The sequence below is a fragment of the Limnoglobus sp. genome (assembly GCF_059499385.1).
On record NZ_JCABYM010000101.1, the window covers coordinates 1 to 16637 of the forward strand.

12 protein-coding genes are annotated in these 16637 nt (G+C 68.8%); 7 read left to right on the forward strand and 5 right to left on the reverse strand.

The window, feature by feature from the left end:
- Positions 1 to 201: 201 nt before the first annotated feature.
- The 6 genes from AC5JJ2_RS17615 (at position 202) to AC5JJ2_RS17640 (ending at position 8422) form a co-directional block, all read left to right on the forward strand.
- A complete protein-coding gene (locus AC5JJ2_RS17615) occupies positions 202 to 1701 on the forward strand; it encodes an ABC transporter permease (RefSeq protein ID WP_495859330.1) in 1500 nt (499 codons plus the stop codon).
- Positions 1702 to 1717: 16 nt separating this feature from the next.
- Positions 1718 to 3955, forward strand: coding sequence for an ABC transporter permease (locus AC5JJ2_RS17620; protein WP_495859331.1), 2238 nt, complete (start codon positions 1718 to 1720; stop codon positions 3953 to 3955).
- Between the two features lie 113 nt (positions 3956 to 4068).
- Positions 4069 to 5469 carry a pectate lyase gene (locus AC5JJ2_RS17625; protein ID WP_495859332.1) on the forward strand — a complete coding sequence of 467 codons (1401 nt, stop codon included), beginning with the start codon at positions 4069 to 4071 and terminating at the stop codon, positions 5467 to 5469.
- Between the two features lie 15 nt (positions 5470 to 5484).
- The gene (locus tag AC5JJ2_RS17630) at positions 5485 to 6918 is read left to right on the forward strand and encodes a sulfatase (RefSeq protein WP_495859333.1); all 1434 of its coding nucleotides are present in this window, start codon (positions 5485 to 5487) and stop codon (positions 6916 to 6918) included.
- Positions 6919 to 6932: 14 nt separating this feature from the next.
- Entirely contained in the window at positions 6933 to 7898 is a 966-nt protein-coding gene (locus AC5JJ2_RS17635; protein WP_495859334.1) for an acetamidase/formamidase family protein, read from the forward strand.
- Between the two features lie 68 nt (positions 7899 to 7966).
- Positions 7967 to 8422 (forward strand): TIGR03067 domain-containing protein, encoded by a 456-nt coding sequence (locus AC5JJ2_RS17640; protein WP_495859335.1) that lies wholly within the window; start codon positions 7967 to 7969, stop codon positions 8420 to 8422.
- A gap of 42 nt (positions 8423 to 8464) precedes the next feature.
- Here the strand turns inward: AC5JJ2_RS17640 and AC5JJ2_RS17645 are convergent, their stop codons facing one another.
- The 5 genes from AC5JJ2_RS17645 to AC5JJ2_RS17665 form a co-directional block, all read right to left on the reverse strand.
- A complete protein-coding gene (locus AC5JJ2_RS17645) occupies positions 8465 to 8995 on the reverse strand; it encodes a hypothetical protein (protein WP_495859336.1) in 531 nt (176 codons plus the stop codon).
- A gap of 18 nt (positions 8996 to 9013) precedes the next feature.
- Positions 9014 to 10264, reverse strand: coding sequence for a hypothetical protein (locus AC5JJ2_RS17650; RefSeq protein ID WP_495859337.1), 1251 nt, complete (start codon positions 10262 to 10264; stop codon positions 9014 to 9016).
- Positions 10265 to 10335: 71 nt separating this feature from the next.
- Complete coding sequence (locus AC5JJ2_RS17655; protein ID WP_495859338.1) at positions 10336 to 11325, reverse strand: zinc-dependent alcohol dehydrogenase family protein; 990 nt, start codon at positions 11323 to 11325, stop codon at positions 10336 to 10338.
- Between the two features lie 117 nt (positions 11326 to 11442).
- On the reverse strand, positions 11443 to 12339 hold the full coding sequence (locus tag AC5JJ2_RS17660; RefSeq protein ID WP_495859339.1) for a diguanylate cyclase: 897 nt from the start codon (positions 12337 to 12339) through the stop codon (positions 11443 to 11445).
- Between the two features lie 306 nt (positions 12340 to 12645).
- Entirely contained in the window at positions 12646 to 13626 is a 981-nt protein-coding gene (locus tag AC5JJ2_RS17665; RefSeq protein WP_495859340.1) for an NAD-dependent epimerase/dehydratase family protein, read from the reverse strand.
- Between the two features lie 277 nt (positions 13627 to 13903).
- Here AC5JJ2_RS17665 and AC5JJ2_RS17670 point away from each other — a divergent pair, with 277 nt between their 5' ends.
- Positions 13904 to 16573 carry an MMPL family transporter gene (locus AC5JJ2_RS17670; RefSeq protein WP_495859341.1) on the forward strand — a complete coding sequence of 890 codons (2670 nt, stop codon included), beginning with the start codon at positions 13904 to 13906 and terminating at the stop codon, positions 16571 to 16573.
- The last annotated feature ends 64 nt before the right edge of the window (positions 16574 to 16637 follow it).

The following is a 16637-nucleotide window of genomic DNA, read 5'->3' on the forward strand; positions in this document are numbered from 1 at the left end:
CCGCTCGGGGGGGCAAACTTGCAAATTTTCCCCCCTCCCCCCGGGCTTTGGGGGGGTGTGGGCGGGGGTGTGGGGGTTGAGAGCGCCCCGGACCGAGAATCGATCCTTCCTTGCGAGGAAGGTATGCCCCCTCACCCTAACCCTCTCCCCCGCAAAGCCGGGGGAGAGGGGATCGGAATCACGACCCACGCGGAGTGCGGTATGTTCCCGAACCCCGAACAATTCGGCCAGTCCGCCCCGGTCGAGACGTCGCTCCTCGAACTCGCCGTGTACAGCACGCTCATGCTGCTCGGCCTGATCTTCTTCCTCACCGTCCTCGCCGTCGTCACGCTCCCGCTGTTCTTCGGCGCGATGTACGCGATGGAACTCGTCGTCCGCGGGTTCCAGAACATGCCGGACCCGGTCGGCAAGTACGCGAAGCTCGCCGGCCTCGTCTTCCGTAGCCTCCGCCGCAACCTCCTCCGCACCGCCCTCACCTACGTCGCGCTGTTCGTCCTCACCGGGATGCTCACGATGCTGTACGGCGTCGTCAACACCATCGGGAAGCTGACGCAGGACCAGGAGGACTCGCAGCTCGTCATCATGTCCGAGAAGTTCGGCATCCCGAGCATGATGAAGCCGGGGTACGCCCCGAACCTGAAGTCGATCATCCGGGACAAGCTGCCGAAGGACATGCAGCCGGCCGACATCGACAAGAACTTCATGACCTGGTCGTTCGTCGGGGCGACGCTCGACCTCAACAAGATGACGCCGGAGAACAGCATGTTCCTGTTCTCCCTCGACCCGGACGCCGTGACCAACGGCATGATGAAGGAGCAGGGGCTGAACCCGGACGACCTCGGCGAGGACAACTGGGAGGCGATGAAGGCGGTCATCGCGCTGGTGAAGGAGGACAAGCGGAACATCATCGTCGGGGCGGACCGGCTGGAGAAGATCGGCAAGAAGGTCGGGGACGAGATCAAGCTGTTCGGCACGAACTACAAGGACATCGAGTTCGAGTGCAAGATCGTCGGGGCGTTCCCGGCCGGCAGCCGGATGGCGATGAACGCGGCCATGCGGTACGACTACCTGCTCGCGAAGCTCGACGACTACCGGGCGCGGACCGGCAAGGACCACCCGGTCGCGGACCGCTGCCTGAACCTCGTCTGGGTGCGGATGCCGAGCAAGGCGGCGTACCAGCAGCTCGCGGCCGTCGTCAACGACCCGGCGTCGTTCTCGAACCCGGCGACGAAGATGGAGACGTTCTCCGCGGCCATCGGGTCGTTCATCGAGCCGTTCAAGGACATCTTCTGGGGGCTGAAGTTCATTATCATGCCGGCCATCGTGGTCATCATGTGCCTGGTCATCGGCATCACGATCACCATCGGCGTGCGGGAGCGGTGGACGGAGATGGCGGTGATGAAGGTACTCGGGTTCCAGCCGTGGCAGATCGTCAGCATGATCGTGAGCGAGGCGATGCTAATCGGCGTCTACGGCGGGTTGCTCAGCACGTGGGCCGTGTACTTTCTCCCGATGGGGATTCGGTCGATTACCAAGGCGATCGGGGTGAAGGTGGCGTTCTTCGACACGTTTAACGCGCCGATGATGATCGTCGTCTACGGCCCCCTCCTCGGGCTGCTCGTGGGCCTGATCGGGGCGGCGCTGCCCGCCTGGAACGCGCGAAAGGTGAAGGTGTCCCAAGTGTTCGCGCAAGTTGCATGACCCGGAGCCATCGATCGTGTCTACCCAGAGCGACGCGGAATACTACGAGAATCGGGGCCTCGTCGGGTGGGGGCTCGATCGGGGCCTCGTCGGGTGGGGGCTCGATTTGTTCAGCTCGTTCCTACAAGCGTGGGCCGGGCTGTTCACGTTCATTCCTACCATCTGGGTCCTCCGGCGGTTCGTTCTGGAACGGAGTCAGGACGGCCGGACAACCCCCCTCGCGCGGCTGACTCGCTCGTGCGTGCTGTGGCTCTTGACGATGGCGGTGAACGCCGCCGTTCTGCTTTGCCTGTTGATTTGCTTCGTCGCGTTCGTGGCACTGACGGCGGGGTTGTCGGCCGAAAGTATGGCCGCGGACAACGTGCCCGCCCGCCTGTTCGCCACCGCGTTCGACGTCGCCGGGCTGGTATTCGCGCTCATCAGCCTGGGCGGGAGCGTCAACTACGAGGGCGACTACACGGTCTATTCAAAGGTCGTCCGCTTCCGGTTGCTCCTCTGGAAGCTGATCGGCACGATGCTGTTGCTGGGCCTGTCGCTGTTGCCACTGTCCGTGCTGCTGCTCGCCGTCCCGGCGTTCGTCTCGCAGGAGTCCGTCCTCGACGACACCACGCCCGGCCGCGCGTCGTGGCTCCGGCGGACGCTGAAGCGCGGGTTCGCGCTCATGACCGCCGTGGTCGTCCTCGTCACGCTCATCGCCGTGTCGGTCGAGTTCGTCAGCCGGCTGCCGCTGCCGGAACACGGGTCGTTCGGCGTCATCGCCAAGACGTTCACCCCGGCCGTCGCGGACTTCATGGGCAAGACCCAGCGGGAGCGGGACGCGGCCCTCGCGAAAATCGAGGACAAGGCGGTCCGCGACTTCCTCAAGACGCCGCTGCACGAGCGGCTGCCGCCGGCGATGATCGAGCACTGGCCGTTCGTCATCCTCGGCATCTACGCCCTGGACATCGTCATCCTGCTGTTCATCGGCAAGGTCCCGCTCGCGTACAACCTGCGGAACGTCCGCGTCCGGTGGAAGACGAACCTCATGACGGCGATGGCGTTCACCGCCGTCATCGGGCTGCTCGCGTTCCTCCTCGCGTTCGTCAACGGTATGAACAACCTGACCGAGAACAGCGGCGTCCCCGGCAACGTGTTCGTCCTGTCCGACGGCTCGACGGACGAGATCTTCAGCAACCTCGGGTACGGCGACCTCGACAACGTCGAGCGGGTCGTCGTCGAGTTGGACGAGAAGGACCGGGTGCTGAAGACGCCGATCAAGGTGAAGCAGTTGGAGCGCGGCGGCAAGACCGTCGCGCTCGCCAGCCGGGAGACGTACTACAGCATCAACCAGCCGGTCCCGAACACGAACCCCCCGCGGCGGCGGTTCGTCCAGGTGCGGAGCATCGAGGACGCGGAGGTCGCGGCCGAGGTCCACAACATCCAGCTCTACCCCGGCGGGAAGTGGTTCCGCAGCGCCGGGGTGAACGACAAGAGCCAGATCGAGTGCGTGCTGGGCGAGGGCGTGGCCGGGGTGCTGGGCGAGGACACGCCGACCAAGAAGCCGCTCGTGACCGGCGACGTGTTCGTCCTCGGCGAGGTCGAGTGGGTCGTCACCGGCCTGATGAAGAGCGAGGGGACGACGTTCGGCAGTGAGATTTGGGTGAAGCGGTTCAGCCGCATCTACCAGCCGTTCGGGAAGGAGAAGTACACGACGCTCGTGATGCGGACGGAGCAGGACACCCGCGACGCGGCCCGCGCGATGGCCCACCACCTGAGCAAGCGGTACACGCAGCAGAAACTCAAGGCGTTCGCCGAGCCGGATTACTACGCGGAGCTGACGAAGACGAACAACTTCTTCCTCACGGCCGTCGTCGTGGTCGCCGTCGTCATGGCGATCGGCGGCGTGTTCGGGATGATGACGACGATGTTCGCCAGCATCGCGCAGCGGATCCGGGACATCGGCGTGCTGCGGCTGCTCGGGTTCAAGCGGTGGCAGGTGATGGTGTCGTTCATGCTGGAGTCGCTGACCATCGCCGTCATCGGCGGGGCGCTCGGCGTGTTCGTCGCGTGGCTGCTGGCCGACGGGCGGGCGAGCACGAGTACGCTGAGTAGCGGCGGCGGCGGCCCCGGCGGGAAGAGCATCGCGCTGCGGATCGACGTGGACGCGCAGGTGATGGCGATGGGGATGCTGTTCACGCTCGTCATGGGCCGCCTCGGCGGACTGGTCCCGGCCCTGAGCGCGATGCGGATGAAAATCCTCGACTCGTTGCGGTGAGTCGTGATTGATATAGCCGCCGGCTTGCCGGCGGGGTTTTGCGACTCCCAAAACCCCGCCGGCAAGCCGGCGGCTATATGAAGACTGTGTCCCCCACGACACGGACACCCGCCATGCCGCGTTCCAGCCTCTCCCTCGGCGTGCTTCTCCTTCTCGCGACGCCGACCTTCGCCCAGCCCACGCTCCGCGATGACGCACTCGCCGCACTCAAGAAGGCGGTCGGCTTCTACCGCGGGACCGTCGCGAGCCGCGGCGGGTACGTCTACTACTACGCGCTCGACCTGACGGACCGGTGGGGCGAGGGCCGCGCCACGGCGGACACGATCTTCGTCCAGCCGCCCGGCACGCCGACCGTCGGCATGGCGTACCTGGCGGCGTTCCACGCGACCGGCGACAAGGTCTACCTCGACGCCGCCCGCGAGACGGCGCTGGCCCTCGCCTACGGGCAACTCGAGTCCGGCGGGTGGACGCAGACGATCCACTTCGGGAAGGCGGCCCGCCTCGGCAAGTACCGCAACGGCAAGGGCGGGAGTTGGAACGCCTCGTCGCTCGACGACGGCCAGACGCAGGCGGCGCTCGCGATGCTCATGCGCGCGGACAAGGCCCTCGGCTTCAAGGACGCGGCCGTCCACGACGCCGCGGCCTACGGGCTGGCCGCGATCTTGAAGGCGCAGTTCCCGAACGGGGCGTTCCCGCAGGTGTGGACGAAGCCGGTGGACGCGAAGCCGGTGCTGAAGGCGAAGTACCCGGACTACGACTGGAAGACCGAAGGCCGGGTGAAAAACTACTGGGACTACTACACGCTCAACGACGGCCTCGCCGGGACGGTGTGCGACGTGCTGATCGAGGCGCACCAAATCTACAAGGACGACAAGTACAAGGCCGCGGTCGCGAAGCTCGGCGACTTCCTCGTGCTGTCGCAACTGCCGGACCCGCAGCCGGGGTGGGCACAGCAGTACAACTTCGACATGGTCCCGATCTGGGCGCGGAAGTTCGAGCCGCCGGCCGTGACGGCCGGGGAGGGGCAGGACGCGATGCTCACCCTCGTCGAGATTTCGCGCTTCACCGGGGACAAGAAGTACCTGGAGCCGATCCCGCGGGCGCTGGCGTACTACAAGAAGGGCGTGCTGCCGGACGGCCGGGTCGCGCGGTACTACGAACTGAAGACGAACAAGCCGCTCTACATGGACACGGCGTACCAGCTGACCTACGACGACTCCGCCGCCCCGGACCACTACGGGTGGAAGCAGCCGGCGCGGTTCGACAAGATCGAGAAGGCTTACCTACAGGCGGAGGCCGGCACGCCTGCCGAGAAGCCGCGGGCCGTGAAGGACGACGACGTGCGGCGGGTCGTCGCCGCCCTCGACGCCGACGGCCGGTGGGTGTCCACCTACGCGGGCGAAAAGCTCGTCGGCCAGCCAAGGTTCGCGACCGGGTTCAAGTACCTGTCGAGCGACGTGTTCAGCCGGAACGTCGAGACGCTGAGCGCGTACCTGGCGGCGACGAAGAAGTAACTCATCGAGGCGATCATGCTCACTCGATTCCTCGCCGGTATTTTTCTCGCGCTGCTCGCCGTGCCCGTTGGCGCGGCGGAGAAACCGAACGTCGTCTTCATCCTCGCCGACGACCTCGGCGTCAACGACTTGCACTGCTACGGCCGAACGGAACACCACACGCCGAACCTCGACAAGCTCGCGGCCGACGGCGTGCGGTTCACGGCCGCCTACGCCGCGTGCCCGGTCTGCTCGCCGACGCGGGCGGCGATCCTGACCGGCAAGCACCCGGCCCGGCTGCACCTCACGACGTTCCTCCCCGGCCGCGGCGACGCGGCGTCGCAGAAGCTCCTGCACCCGAAGATTCGCCAGCAGTTGCCGCTCGAAGAGAAGACGCTTGCGGAGTACCTGAAGGCCGCCGGGTACGCGACCGCCGCCATCGGGAAGTGGCACCTCGGCAACGTCGGGTTCACGCCGAGGGACCAGGGGTTCGACGCGGCGCACGCGGGCAAGGGGAACACGCCGCCGACCGCGACGGAGGGCGGCAAGGGCGAGTACGACCTCACCGCGAAGGCCGAGGAGTTCATCGCCGCGAACAAGGACCGGCCGTTCTTCCTGTACCTGTGCCACCACACGCCGCACATCCCGCTCGGGGCGAAGAAGGAACTCGTCGAGAAGTACAAGGCCGCGTTCAACCCGACCTACGCGGCGATGATCCACGAGATGGACGCCGCCGTCGGCCGCGTGCTGGCGAAGCTCGACGAGCTGAAGCTGACGGAGAAGACGATCGTGGTGTTCACGTCCGACAACGGCGGGCTGCACGTCCCGGAGCTGAAGGACGACCCGCCGACGCACAACTCGCCGTACCGCGCGGGCAAGGGCTTCCTGTACGACGGCGGCATCCGCGTCCCCCTGATCGTCCGCTGGCCGGGCGTCGTGAAGCCGGGGGGCGTGAGCGCCGCCCCGGCGATCAGCACCGATTGGACGTCGACGCTGCTGGAGGCGTGCGGCGTGTCGCCGGACGGCCAGCTCGACGGCGTGAGCCTCGTCCCGCGGCTGAAGGGCGGGAAGGCCGAGAGCCGCCCGCTGTTCTGGCACGTTCCTCACTACACGAACCAGGGCAGCCGGCCGGGCGGGGCGATCCTCCGCGGCAGCTCAAAGCTGATCGTGAACTACGAAGACGGGTCGCACGAGCTGTACAACTTGGGCGCGGACGTGGGCGAGACGCGCGACATCGCGAACGTCCGCCCCGGCGTGGCGATGAGCTTGCGGGGTGAGTTCGACCGCTGGCTGAAGGACGTGGGCGGGCAGACGAACGAGCCGAACCCGGCGTTCGACGCCGGCCTGCACCGGGCGCTGTACCGGGACGTGGACGTGTCCGTGCTGAAGCCGAAGGCGACGGCCGCGGAGACGGCCGCGGCCTACCGCGACTGGCGGAAGCGGGTGGACGAGGTCGTGCGCAAGAAATAACCCTCGGAGGTTCCATGCAACGCATCCCCCGCGACCGCGCCACCCGGTACGCCTTCGACTGGCGGGACGAGCCGCTGCTCCGCGTCCGGCCGGGCGAGGCGTTCGAGATCGAAACCTACGACGCCAGCACCGGCTACTTCCGCACGCCGGAGGACAAGGCGATCCCCGCGAAGCGGCCCGGCTTCGACCGGTCGCCGCCGCTCGTCAACCCGATCGGCGGGCCGGTGTTCGTGGAGGGCGTCGAGAAGGGGGACTGCCTCGTCGTCTGTTTGGACGAGATCGTCGTGGACGACTACTCGTGGGTGGCCATCGGGCCGAAGCGGGGGCCGCTCGGGGAATCGACGCGGTGGCCGGAGCTGTCCGCCGACTACACCACGCGCATCTTCCAACACACGCCGGGGCCGAGCGGCACGACCCGCGACGGCACGCTGGCGTTCAACGACCGGATCAGTTGGCCGATCACGCCGTTCGTCGGCACGCTCGGCGTGTGCCCGGACCGGGAGGTCGTGACCAGCCTCGACGGGCAGGGGCCGTGGGGCGGCAACCTCGACGCCCGCGACATGGCCCCCGGCAACAAGATTTACCTCCCGGTGGCGCACGCCGGCGGGCTGTTCTACCTCGGCGACGTTCACGCCAGCCAGGGGGACACGGAGTTCACCGGCACGGCCGCGGAGACGAAGGCGACCGTCCGCCTGCGGCTGGAGGTGCTGAAGAAGAAGCGGATGCCGTACCTGCGGATCGAGAAGCCGGGCGCGATCGTGGCCGTCCACGCGGACAAGCCGCTGGAGGCCGCGGTCGAAACCGCGACGTTCCACCTGATGGACTGGCTCATCACAGAGCACGGGTTCACGCCGACGGACGCATACTGCCTGGTGAGCACCTGCCCGGACTTCCGGATCAACGTCTACCAGATGTGTAAGATCGGGAAGCTGAGTTACGTCGCCGGGGCGGAAATACCGACGCGCTACCTACCGACGTGACACCCGCGTCCGGCACTTTAGTTGCTCCTCAGAGCGGGACGCCCGCATTCCCTCCGAGGACGCATCACATGACGACGAAACTTCTCGCGATGGCGGCCGGGCTGCTCATCGCCGCGCACGCGGTTGCCGAGGACAAGACGCAGAAGGCCGACGCGGACGAACTGGTCGGCACGTACACGATCACGAGCGGCGAACGCGACGGCCAAGAAATCGCGAAGGACAAGTTCAAGGACGTGACGGTGAAGATTTCCAAGAACGCGATCACGACCTACGACGCGAAACAGAAGGAGGTCTACGCGGCCACGTTCACGCTCGACAAGGGCCAGACGCCGTGGAAGATCACGATGACGGCCACGATCACGCCGGGCGGGGACAAGGGCGTCGGCACGAAGGCGGAAGGGCTGATCCAGAAAGACGGCGACACCGTGAAGCTGGTGTACGCACTGCCGGACGGGAAGGCCCCGACCGCGCTCAAGGGCGGCGAGAAGCAGCAGATGTTTGTTTTGACGAAGTCGGCGAAGTAAGAACTCATCCCCGCCGACGTTCGTCGGCGGCTTTCGCCCGATTCATTTCAGAGATTTGAGCCAGTCGTCGAACCCCTTCTTGTGCTTCTCGACCACCTTCTGCGGGCCGCTGAACCGCACGTATGTCGCCTCGTCCTTCTGCACCACCAGCACCCAGATCGCGCGGTACTCGGGCCGCATCTCCTCCTTCGACCGTGGGTCGAACGGCCGCTCCTTGTACCGCCACGTCCCGGTCACGTCGAGCGTGTGTAGCGTCGCCCCGCTCACTTCCGCTTTCGATTCCTTCGCCACGTCGTCGATCGCCTTGCCGTCCGGCGGGACGAACTGGTTCTTCCAGCCGGGGAACGACTGCTCCGGCTTCGGCTTCGCCTCCGGCGAGACGATCACCTCCGCGTCCGGCACGCCCTCCTCGCCGGACGGGAGCTTAAACTGGTGCGACCGCAGCCGGTTCGCGGGCTTCTCGGCCTTCCACTCCTTCGGCGGCGCGGCGGAGAGCGTACCGACCTTCACGGCGTCGGCGGCGGGCAGTGGAAGTGAAGCGAGCGGAAGAATCAACACGGCGAGGCGGAACATCGGCACTCCGGGAAAGGGTCAGGCGGACGCGGTCTCTTCCTCGTCGGCGGTGCGGCGGGCCATCCGGGCGGCGGCGTGCGGGTCGCTCGGGACCGGCCGCTCGTCGCGGGCGGCGGCCCGCGCGGCGGCGATCTCCTCGACCTCCGCCTTCACCGGCTCGGCCATCCGCGCCAGCCCGTGCCCCAGGGCCGTCAGGTACAGGCCGGCGAACGCCAGCGTCAGCCCGCCGAAGAACACGCCGACCCACCGGACGGGGACCTGCCAGACGCGGCCGAAGAGCGTCTCGTTCGACACCCGCACCGTCACGTCCTTCCAGATGTTGGTCCGGCGGTCGCGGACGATCTTGTTGTCGATCGTCGGGTACGACACCTCCAGATCGACCTTCAGGTCCAACGTCCGGCCGGACAGCCGGTCGTCGCTCGGCACGGTTACCTTCGCCCACAGCTGCGGGTGGACGTGCTCCCGGCCGGCCTCGACCTTCACCGTCGGCGGCCACGCCGCGTCGTTCGACACGGCGGCCACGGCCGGCGGCCGGTTGCCGAAGTCCTGCGGGTTCTGCACCGTCACCTTCGGCGTGCCCCGCCACAGCCCGTTGACCGCGTCGATCGCGTCCGGGAACTCGAGGGTCAGTTCCTCCCCCGGCCTCACGCGGAACTGGGCGGCCGCTTCCGTCGGGCGGTCCTTCACGACGGCCGGGGTGAGGAGCACGCCGCCGGCGAGCAGGCAGCCGGCGACGCCGAAGCCGTGCAGCCGCGTGAACGGGCCGACCGGCGGGCGGACCTGCTCGCGGTCGCCGCTGCGGGTCACGTCCAGTTCGCCGTCGTCCTCCATCTTGCGGGCGGCGGTCCGGTTGTCGCCGGGGTTGGCGTTCGGGTTCCGGGTACTCGCGAGGACGTGCGCGACCGCGGCGACGACGGCGACGCCGCCGAGCAGCCCGCCGGTCTGCCCGCCGCTCAGCCCGAGCAGGCCGGCGACGACGGCGGCGACGAGGACGGCCCCGACGCTGACGAGGGTGACGAGGCCGTGCGCCGCGGCCTGCTTGTGGCCGACGAGGTCCGGCTGGAACTGCCCGCAGTCCGGGCAGGCGACCGCGTTCGGCTCGGTGAGCAGCTGCTGGTTGATCCGCTTGGTGGCCGCCTTCGCCGCGGACTCTTCCGACCGGGCCTTCTCGTGGACGGTGTGCTCCTGCCGGACGCGGTAGACGCACCCGCACCCGGAGCAGGTGTGGCGCTTCAAGCAGCGGACGCGGAGGGCGTAAACGGTAGACACGTTCAAATGGCCCTGTTCTGGCGTGCCCTGATCTTACCGCGTCCGCCGGCCGGCGTACATAGCCGGTTCGGTCACGCCCCGATGCGGAGCAGCACCTTCGCGTTCTTCCCCGGCGCGGCGGCGCGGGCCACGGCCTCGCGGACGCGGTCGAGCGGGAACTCCTCGACGTTCTCCGTCGTCAGCACGCCTTCCCGCAGCAGGCCCCGCACCTCGCGGACCATCCTAAGCATCTGCGGGATCGACCGCCGCTTCGCCCACCGGCCGAGCCAGAAGCCCTCGACGGCCAGCCCGCCCTGCATCAAGAGCCGCGGGTCGCAGCTCAGCGGCGCGTCGGACAGCGTGCCGTAGAGGACGAGTCGCCCGCCGGGGGCGAGGCAGTGCAGCACCCGCGCCGCGAGGTCGCCGCCGACCGGGTCAATCGCGTACCGGACGCCGTCGGCCCCGGTGATCGCCTTCACCCGGTCCGCCAGGTCGTCGTCCGTCGTCACCACGGCGTCCGCGCCGAGCGCCGTCAGCTCCCCGACCTGGCCGCGGTCGCGGACGACGTTGATCGTCTTGAACCCGTACTTCTTCCCCAGCCGAATCACCATCCGGCCGAGCGCCCCGTTCGCGGCCGTTTGCAACAGCCACCCGCCGGGCGGGACGGCCAACACGTGTCGCGTCAGCGCCACGGCCGTCATCGGGTTCACGAAAAACGTCGCCGCCTGCGCGTCCGAAATGTCGTCCGGGATCGGGATCACCTGCCGGGCGGTCGTGACGGTGTACTCGGCCCAGTTGCCGCGGCGGTCGTTCAGTACGGCCACCCGCTTCCCCGTCCGCCACCAGCCGAGCAGCCCGCCGCCGGCCGTCTCGACGACGCCGACGCCCTCGAACCCCGGCGTGGCCGGGAACGTCGGCTTCAGCCCGTAGACGCCGCGGACGTACATCAGGTCCGACGGGTTCACCGGGCTGGCGACCATCCGCACGAGCACCTCGCCGCGGCCCGGCGTCGGCTTGCCCGCGTCGCGGAGTTGCAGTACCTCGGCGGGGTCGCCGGCGCGGTCGAAGAGGACGGCACGCATGATGTCGGGTATCGGGTTTCGGGGATCGGGTTTCGCAGAAGAGATGATATGACGGCGAGGCATCGGCGGGCGTTTGCGAGACCCGAAACCCGATACCCGAAAGACCCGGCCCGCCCCTTAGCGGCTCTCCACCCGGTTCCGGCCGGACTGCTTCGCCTTGTACAAGAGCGCGTCCGCCCGCTTGAGCAACTCCATCGGCGTTAGCCCGGCCTCGCCGCCGACCGTGCTCGCCACGCCGAGGCTGACGGTCAGGTCCAGGCTCGCGCCGTCGAACCGGAACGGCGTGTCCGCGACCGTCTTGCGGATCCGCTCGGCCGCGTCGATCGCCATCGGCATCCCGGTCTCGACCAGCACGATCGCGAACTCCTCGCCGCCGTACCGGGCGAACAGGTCCTCCCGGCGGACGAACTTCCGAATTCGCTGGCTCAGTTCCCGCAGCACGTAGTCGCCGCACAGGTGGCCGTAGGTGTCGTTCACGGACTTGAACCGGTCGAGGTCGAACATCACGACCGCCAGCGGCCGCTCGTGCCGGATCGACCGCGCCAGTTCCCGGTCCAGGAAGTCGATCAGGAACCGGTGGTTGTTGATCTCCGTCAGCCCGTCGGTGATCGTGAGCCGGTAAATCTCCTCGTGGTAGTCCGCCTCGATGTTGCCGCCGGTCAGGAACTTGTAGATGCAGTTGCCGACGCGGAGGTAGGAGCGGTCGCGGATGATCGTCGGGCGGTCCACCTGCACGTCGTTGATGAACGTGCCGTTCGTGCTGCCGAGGTCCGCGACCTGATACCCTTCGCCCGTCGGCTGCACGACGGCATGACGGCGGGACACGGAGCTGTCCTGAATTCGGATGTCGTTGTCCTCGCCGCGGCCGAGGTAGAGCGGCGCGACGCCGAGCGGCGACCGCTTCCCCATCGACGGGCCGGTCGGGTAGATGTGAACGAGGCACGCCTCGCTGCCGCCCGATTGCAGCAGCTCCTTGCGCGTCGTGACGAGCGTGTCGAGGGACCGTTCGGACATTTGGCGGGCGCGATTCAAGGAGACGAACGAGCCATCCACCCTATTGGGATAGCACCGGGCGATCCGATCGCAACATTCTAGCCCGTGAAACTCCCGACACTTCAAACCGCTCGATTAAAATTGTCACGACCGCGCGAACTTTCTCACACGCGGGTGTGAACCGGTAGCGGTTACGTTCACGTAACGCCCGTCATTCCCTGGGACCGCGGGCGTCCCGCCCGCCCACCGTCACGACTCCGGGACCCGTCTTACGCGGCGGGGGCCGTGGCGGGCGGGACGCCCGCGGTCCCAGGGTTGACACTCTGCCTACTTGCTCGCCTGGCTATTCCGCGGCCGCTTCTCGGTCCCCGTTGAATCGAGGTACCACTTCACAGTCTTCATCAGCCCTTCCTCGAACGTCTCGCTCGGCTCGTACCCGAGGTCCCGCTTCGTGCGGCGGATGTCGGCCCGCGAGAACTTCACGTCGCCGGACCGCGTCGGGCCGAACGCGGGGGACAGGCTCGTGCCGAGGATCGCGTTCAACCCGGCGACGAGGTCGAGGACGGTGACGGTGCGGCCGGTGCCGACGTTGTACACGTTGCCGGACACCTCCGGGGCCTCGGCCGCCTTCACGATCGCCTGCACGGCGTTGCCGACGTAGGTGAAGTCGCGGGACTGCTTGCCGTCGCCGTGGATCGTCGGGGCCTCGCCGCGGGCCATCATGGCGGTGAACAGCGCGATGACGCCGCTGTACGGGCTGTCGCTCCGCTGCCGGGGGCCGAAGATGTTGAAGAACCGCAGCCGGACGGTCTCGATGCCGTAGGTGGCGGCGAACGCCTGCATGTAGAACTCGCCGGCGAGCTTCGCCGCCGCGTAGGGGGACTTCGCCGCCGGCAGGAGCGTCTCGGCCTGCCCGCCGTCGCCGGCCGCGCCGCCGTAGGCGCTGGAGCTGGCCGCGTACACGACCCGGCGGACGCCGACCCGGCGGGCCGCGTCGAGCAGGTTCACCGTGCCGGTGGCGCACGCCGCGTGGCTGACGAGCGGCGTCTCGACGCTCCGGGCGACGGACGCGAGCGCCCCGAGGTGGTACACGACGCCGACGCCCCGCATCGCCTTCGCGACGGCCGCCGGGTCCGTGAGGCTGCCCTCGACGACCTCGACCCGGTTGCCGTGGTGCGCCAGGTTTTGCGCGCGGCCGGTGCTGAAGTCGTCGAACACGCGGACCGGCCGGCCGCGGCGGACGAGGTCGTCCGCGAGGTGCGACCCGATGAATCCGGCCCCGCCGGTGACCAGGCTGAGTTCGTCCATGAACCGCTCCGAGAGAGAAGGGTGGGGGCGGAAAGGGTAACGTGCGGGAAGGCGGGTTGTCTACGGCGAGTTCAGAGGCCCTGACTTCCGAACTCCGGCTTCGACTTCGGAAGTCGGGCGGGACCAAGAACCACACGGGCGGGGAGGAACGTCCCCGCGGGGATCGACTTCCGAAGTCGAAGCCGGAGTTCGGAAGTCGGGCCGCTGTTGGCCTTGCACGTCCTTTCCCCCATCGCTTACAACCACACGCCTTGCGCCCTCGCACGGATGCGACCCTGTGACGACCCCCGCAGCCCCCGACCCGCCCGGCCGACTGGCCCGCGGCATCGCCGCCGTCGTCGGCGGGGTCGGCCGCGCGCCATGGCTCGTACTCTTGCTGTGCGGCCTGTCCGTCGCCGCCGCCGGGTACTGGGCCGCGACGCGGATGCGGTACCAGACGCAGCGGAACGACCTCATCTCGGCGGAAAAAGAGTGCCAGCGGCGGTGGCAGAAGTACCTCGACGCCTTCGGCGACGATGACGACCTGATCGTCGTCGTCCGCGGCGACGACCGCGAACGGATGATCGCCGCCGCCGACCGCATCGCGGAGCAACTGGCCCAACACCCGGCGCAGTTCGACCGCGTGTTTCACCAGGTCGATTTGCGAAACCTTTACTCGCGGTCGCTGTTCTTCCTGCCGCCGGACCAGCTCCGCACCGTCGAGAAGCGGCTCGACGGCATGGACCCGCTCCTGGGCCGGTTCAGTTCCATCGGCTGGCAAACCCTCTCGCTCCAGGCCCTGCTCGTGCAGGCGAAGTTCGCGCAAGAGTCGTCCCGGCCGACGCAGGCCGACCGCGACCTGCTCGCGACGCTGCCGGCGCTGATCGCGTCCGCAACGAAAACGCTGGAGGACCCGCTGAAATACCAGAACCCGTGGTCCGTGGCCGGGGACCGGGACGGGGCGAAGCAACTCCGCGAGCCGCAGCACTTCTTCACCCCGGACGGCCGGCTGGCGCTCGTGTTGGCCCGGCCGGTGAAGGAGTCGGACTCGTTCACGCCGGTGAAGCGGGCGTGCGAAACCGCGCGATCCATCCTCGCCGACGTGCGGCGGGAGTTCCCGGACCTGGCCGTCGGGCTGACCGGGCTGCCGGTGCTGGAGACGGACGAGATGGCCGCGTCCGAGGAGGACTCGACGGCCGCGTCCGGGCTGGCGCTGGCCGGGGTCGCGGTCCTCTACCTCGTCGTCTACCGCGGCGTCCGCTACCCGCTCCTGACCGTCGGCACGCTCCTGATCGGCAGCGCGTGGGCGCTCGGGTGGGCGACCCTGACCGTCGGCCACCTGAACATTCTGTCCACGACGTTCGCCGTCATGCTCATTGGGATGGGCGACTACGGCGTGCTGTGGGTCGCCCGGTACGACGAGGAGCGGCGGTACGGGCACGACGTGTTCGCCGCCCTGCGGGAGACGGCGCTGCACGCCGGGCCGGGGATCGTGACCGCGGCCGGGACGACCTCGCTGGCGTTCTTCGCGACGATGCTCGCCGACTTCAAGGCGGTCGCGGAACTCGGGTGGATCGCCGGGTGCGGCGTGCTGTTCTGCGCCGCCGCGTGCGTCACGGCGCTGCCCGCGGCGCTCGTGGTGCTCGAACGGCGGCGGAATTCCGACGCGGGAATCATCCCCATCGACACGGTCCGGCCGTTCCTGCCGGCGGTCGCGGCCCGGCCGAAGCTCGTGCTGCTCCTCGGCGGCGTGGGGGTGATTGCCGCGGCCGCGTTCGCCGGGGGCGTGCGGTACGACGCGAACCTGCTGAACATGCAGGCCCGCGGGCTGGACTCCGTCGCGTGGGAGCACGAGCTGATCGGGCACGCGGCCGGCGCGACGTGGGACGCGATGAGCCTGGCCGCGACCCGCGACGAGGCGCTGACACTGAAGGCGAAGTACGAGGCCCTGCCCGGCGTCGGCCGCGTCGTCGAGGCGGCGTCGCTCGTGCCGGACGACCAGGCCGCGAAGCGGCCGACGGTGGCGGCGATTCACACGAAGCTCGCGAACCTACCTTCGACGATCCCGGAGCCACTGACGAGTGACCCGATCGTCGTCCGCGACCTGCTGCACCAGCTCCGCGGCCACGCGGCCGAACCGCTGGCCACACTGCTGACGGCCCCCGGCGCGGCGGAGCGGTTGCGGGCGTTCGACCGCCGACTGCGGATCGACCTGCTCGCCGACCTGCAGGAACTGCGGGGCGTCAGCCGGCCGGAGCCGATCGCGCTCGCCGACCTGCCGCCGAGCTTCCGCGAGCGGTACGTCGGCAAGGACGGCACGTTCCTGGTCCGCGCGTTCGCGGCCGAGTCGCTGTGGGAGTTCGACAAGCTCGAACGGTTCACCGTCGCGGCCCAGACCGCGGACGCCAACGCGACCGGCAAGTCGTTCCGCACGCTCGAAGGGCTGCGGCAGATGAAGGCCGGGTTCGAGCGGGCCGGGCTGCTCGCCCTCGCCGTCATCGTCGCCGTCCTGTGGCTCGACTTCCGCAGCGGCCGGATGCTGTTGCTCGGCCTGTTCCCGCTGGCCGTCGGCGTCGTCGCGACGCTCGGCGCGATGGGCCTTGCGGGCGTGCCGCTCAACCCGGCGAACCTCATCGCCCTGCCGCTGATCGTCGGCGTCGGCGTGGACAACGGCCTTCACGTCCTTCACGACTACCACGACAAGCCGCCGGGCAAGCTCTACCGGCTGACGGCCGCGACCGGCCGCGGCATCCTGGTCGCGGCCCTCACGACCGTCCTCGGGTTCGGCACGCTCACGCTCGCCCGCCACCGCGGCATGGCGAGCCTCGGCTTGGCCCTCACCCTCGGCGTCACGTTCTGCATGGTCGCCGCCCTCGTGGTGCTCCCCGCGATCCTGCGGCTGCTCGACGCGCGGAAGCTCAAAGCGCGTCGCCCCGCCCTCGACCGCCGCGACCGGATCGCGGCGTGACCCCGTCCCGCGAAGGCGGACACGAAGAACCGGTTCCTGGGCTACTGAAGCTACGGCTTCCGCC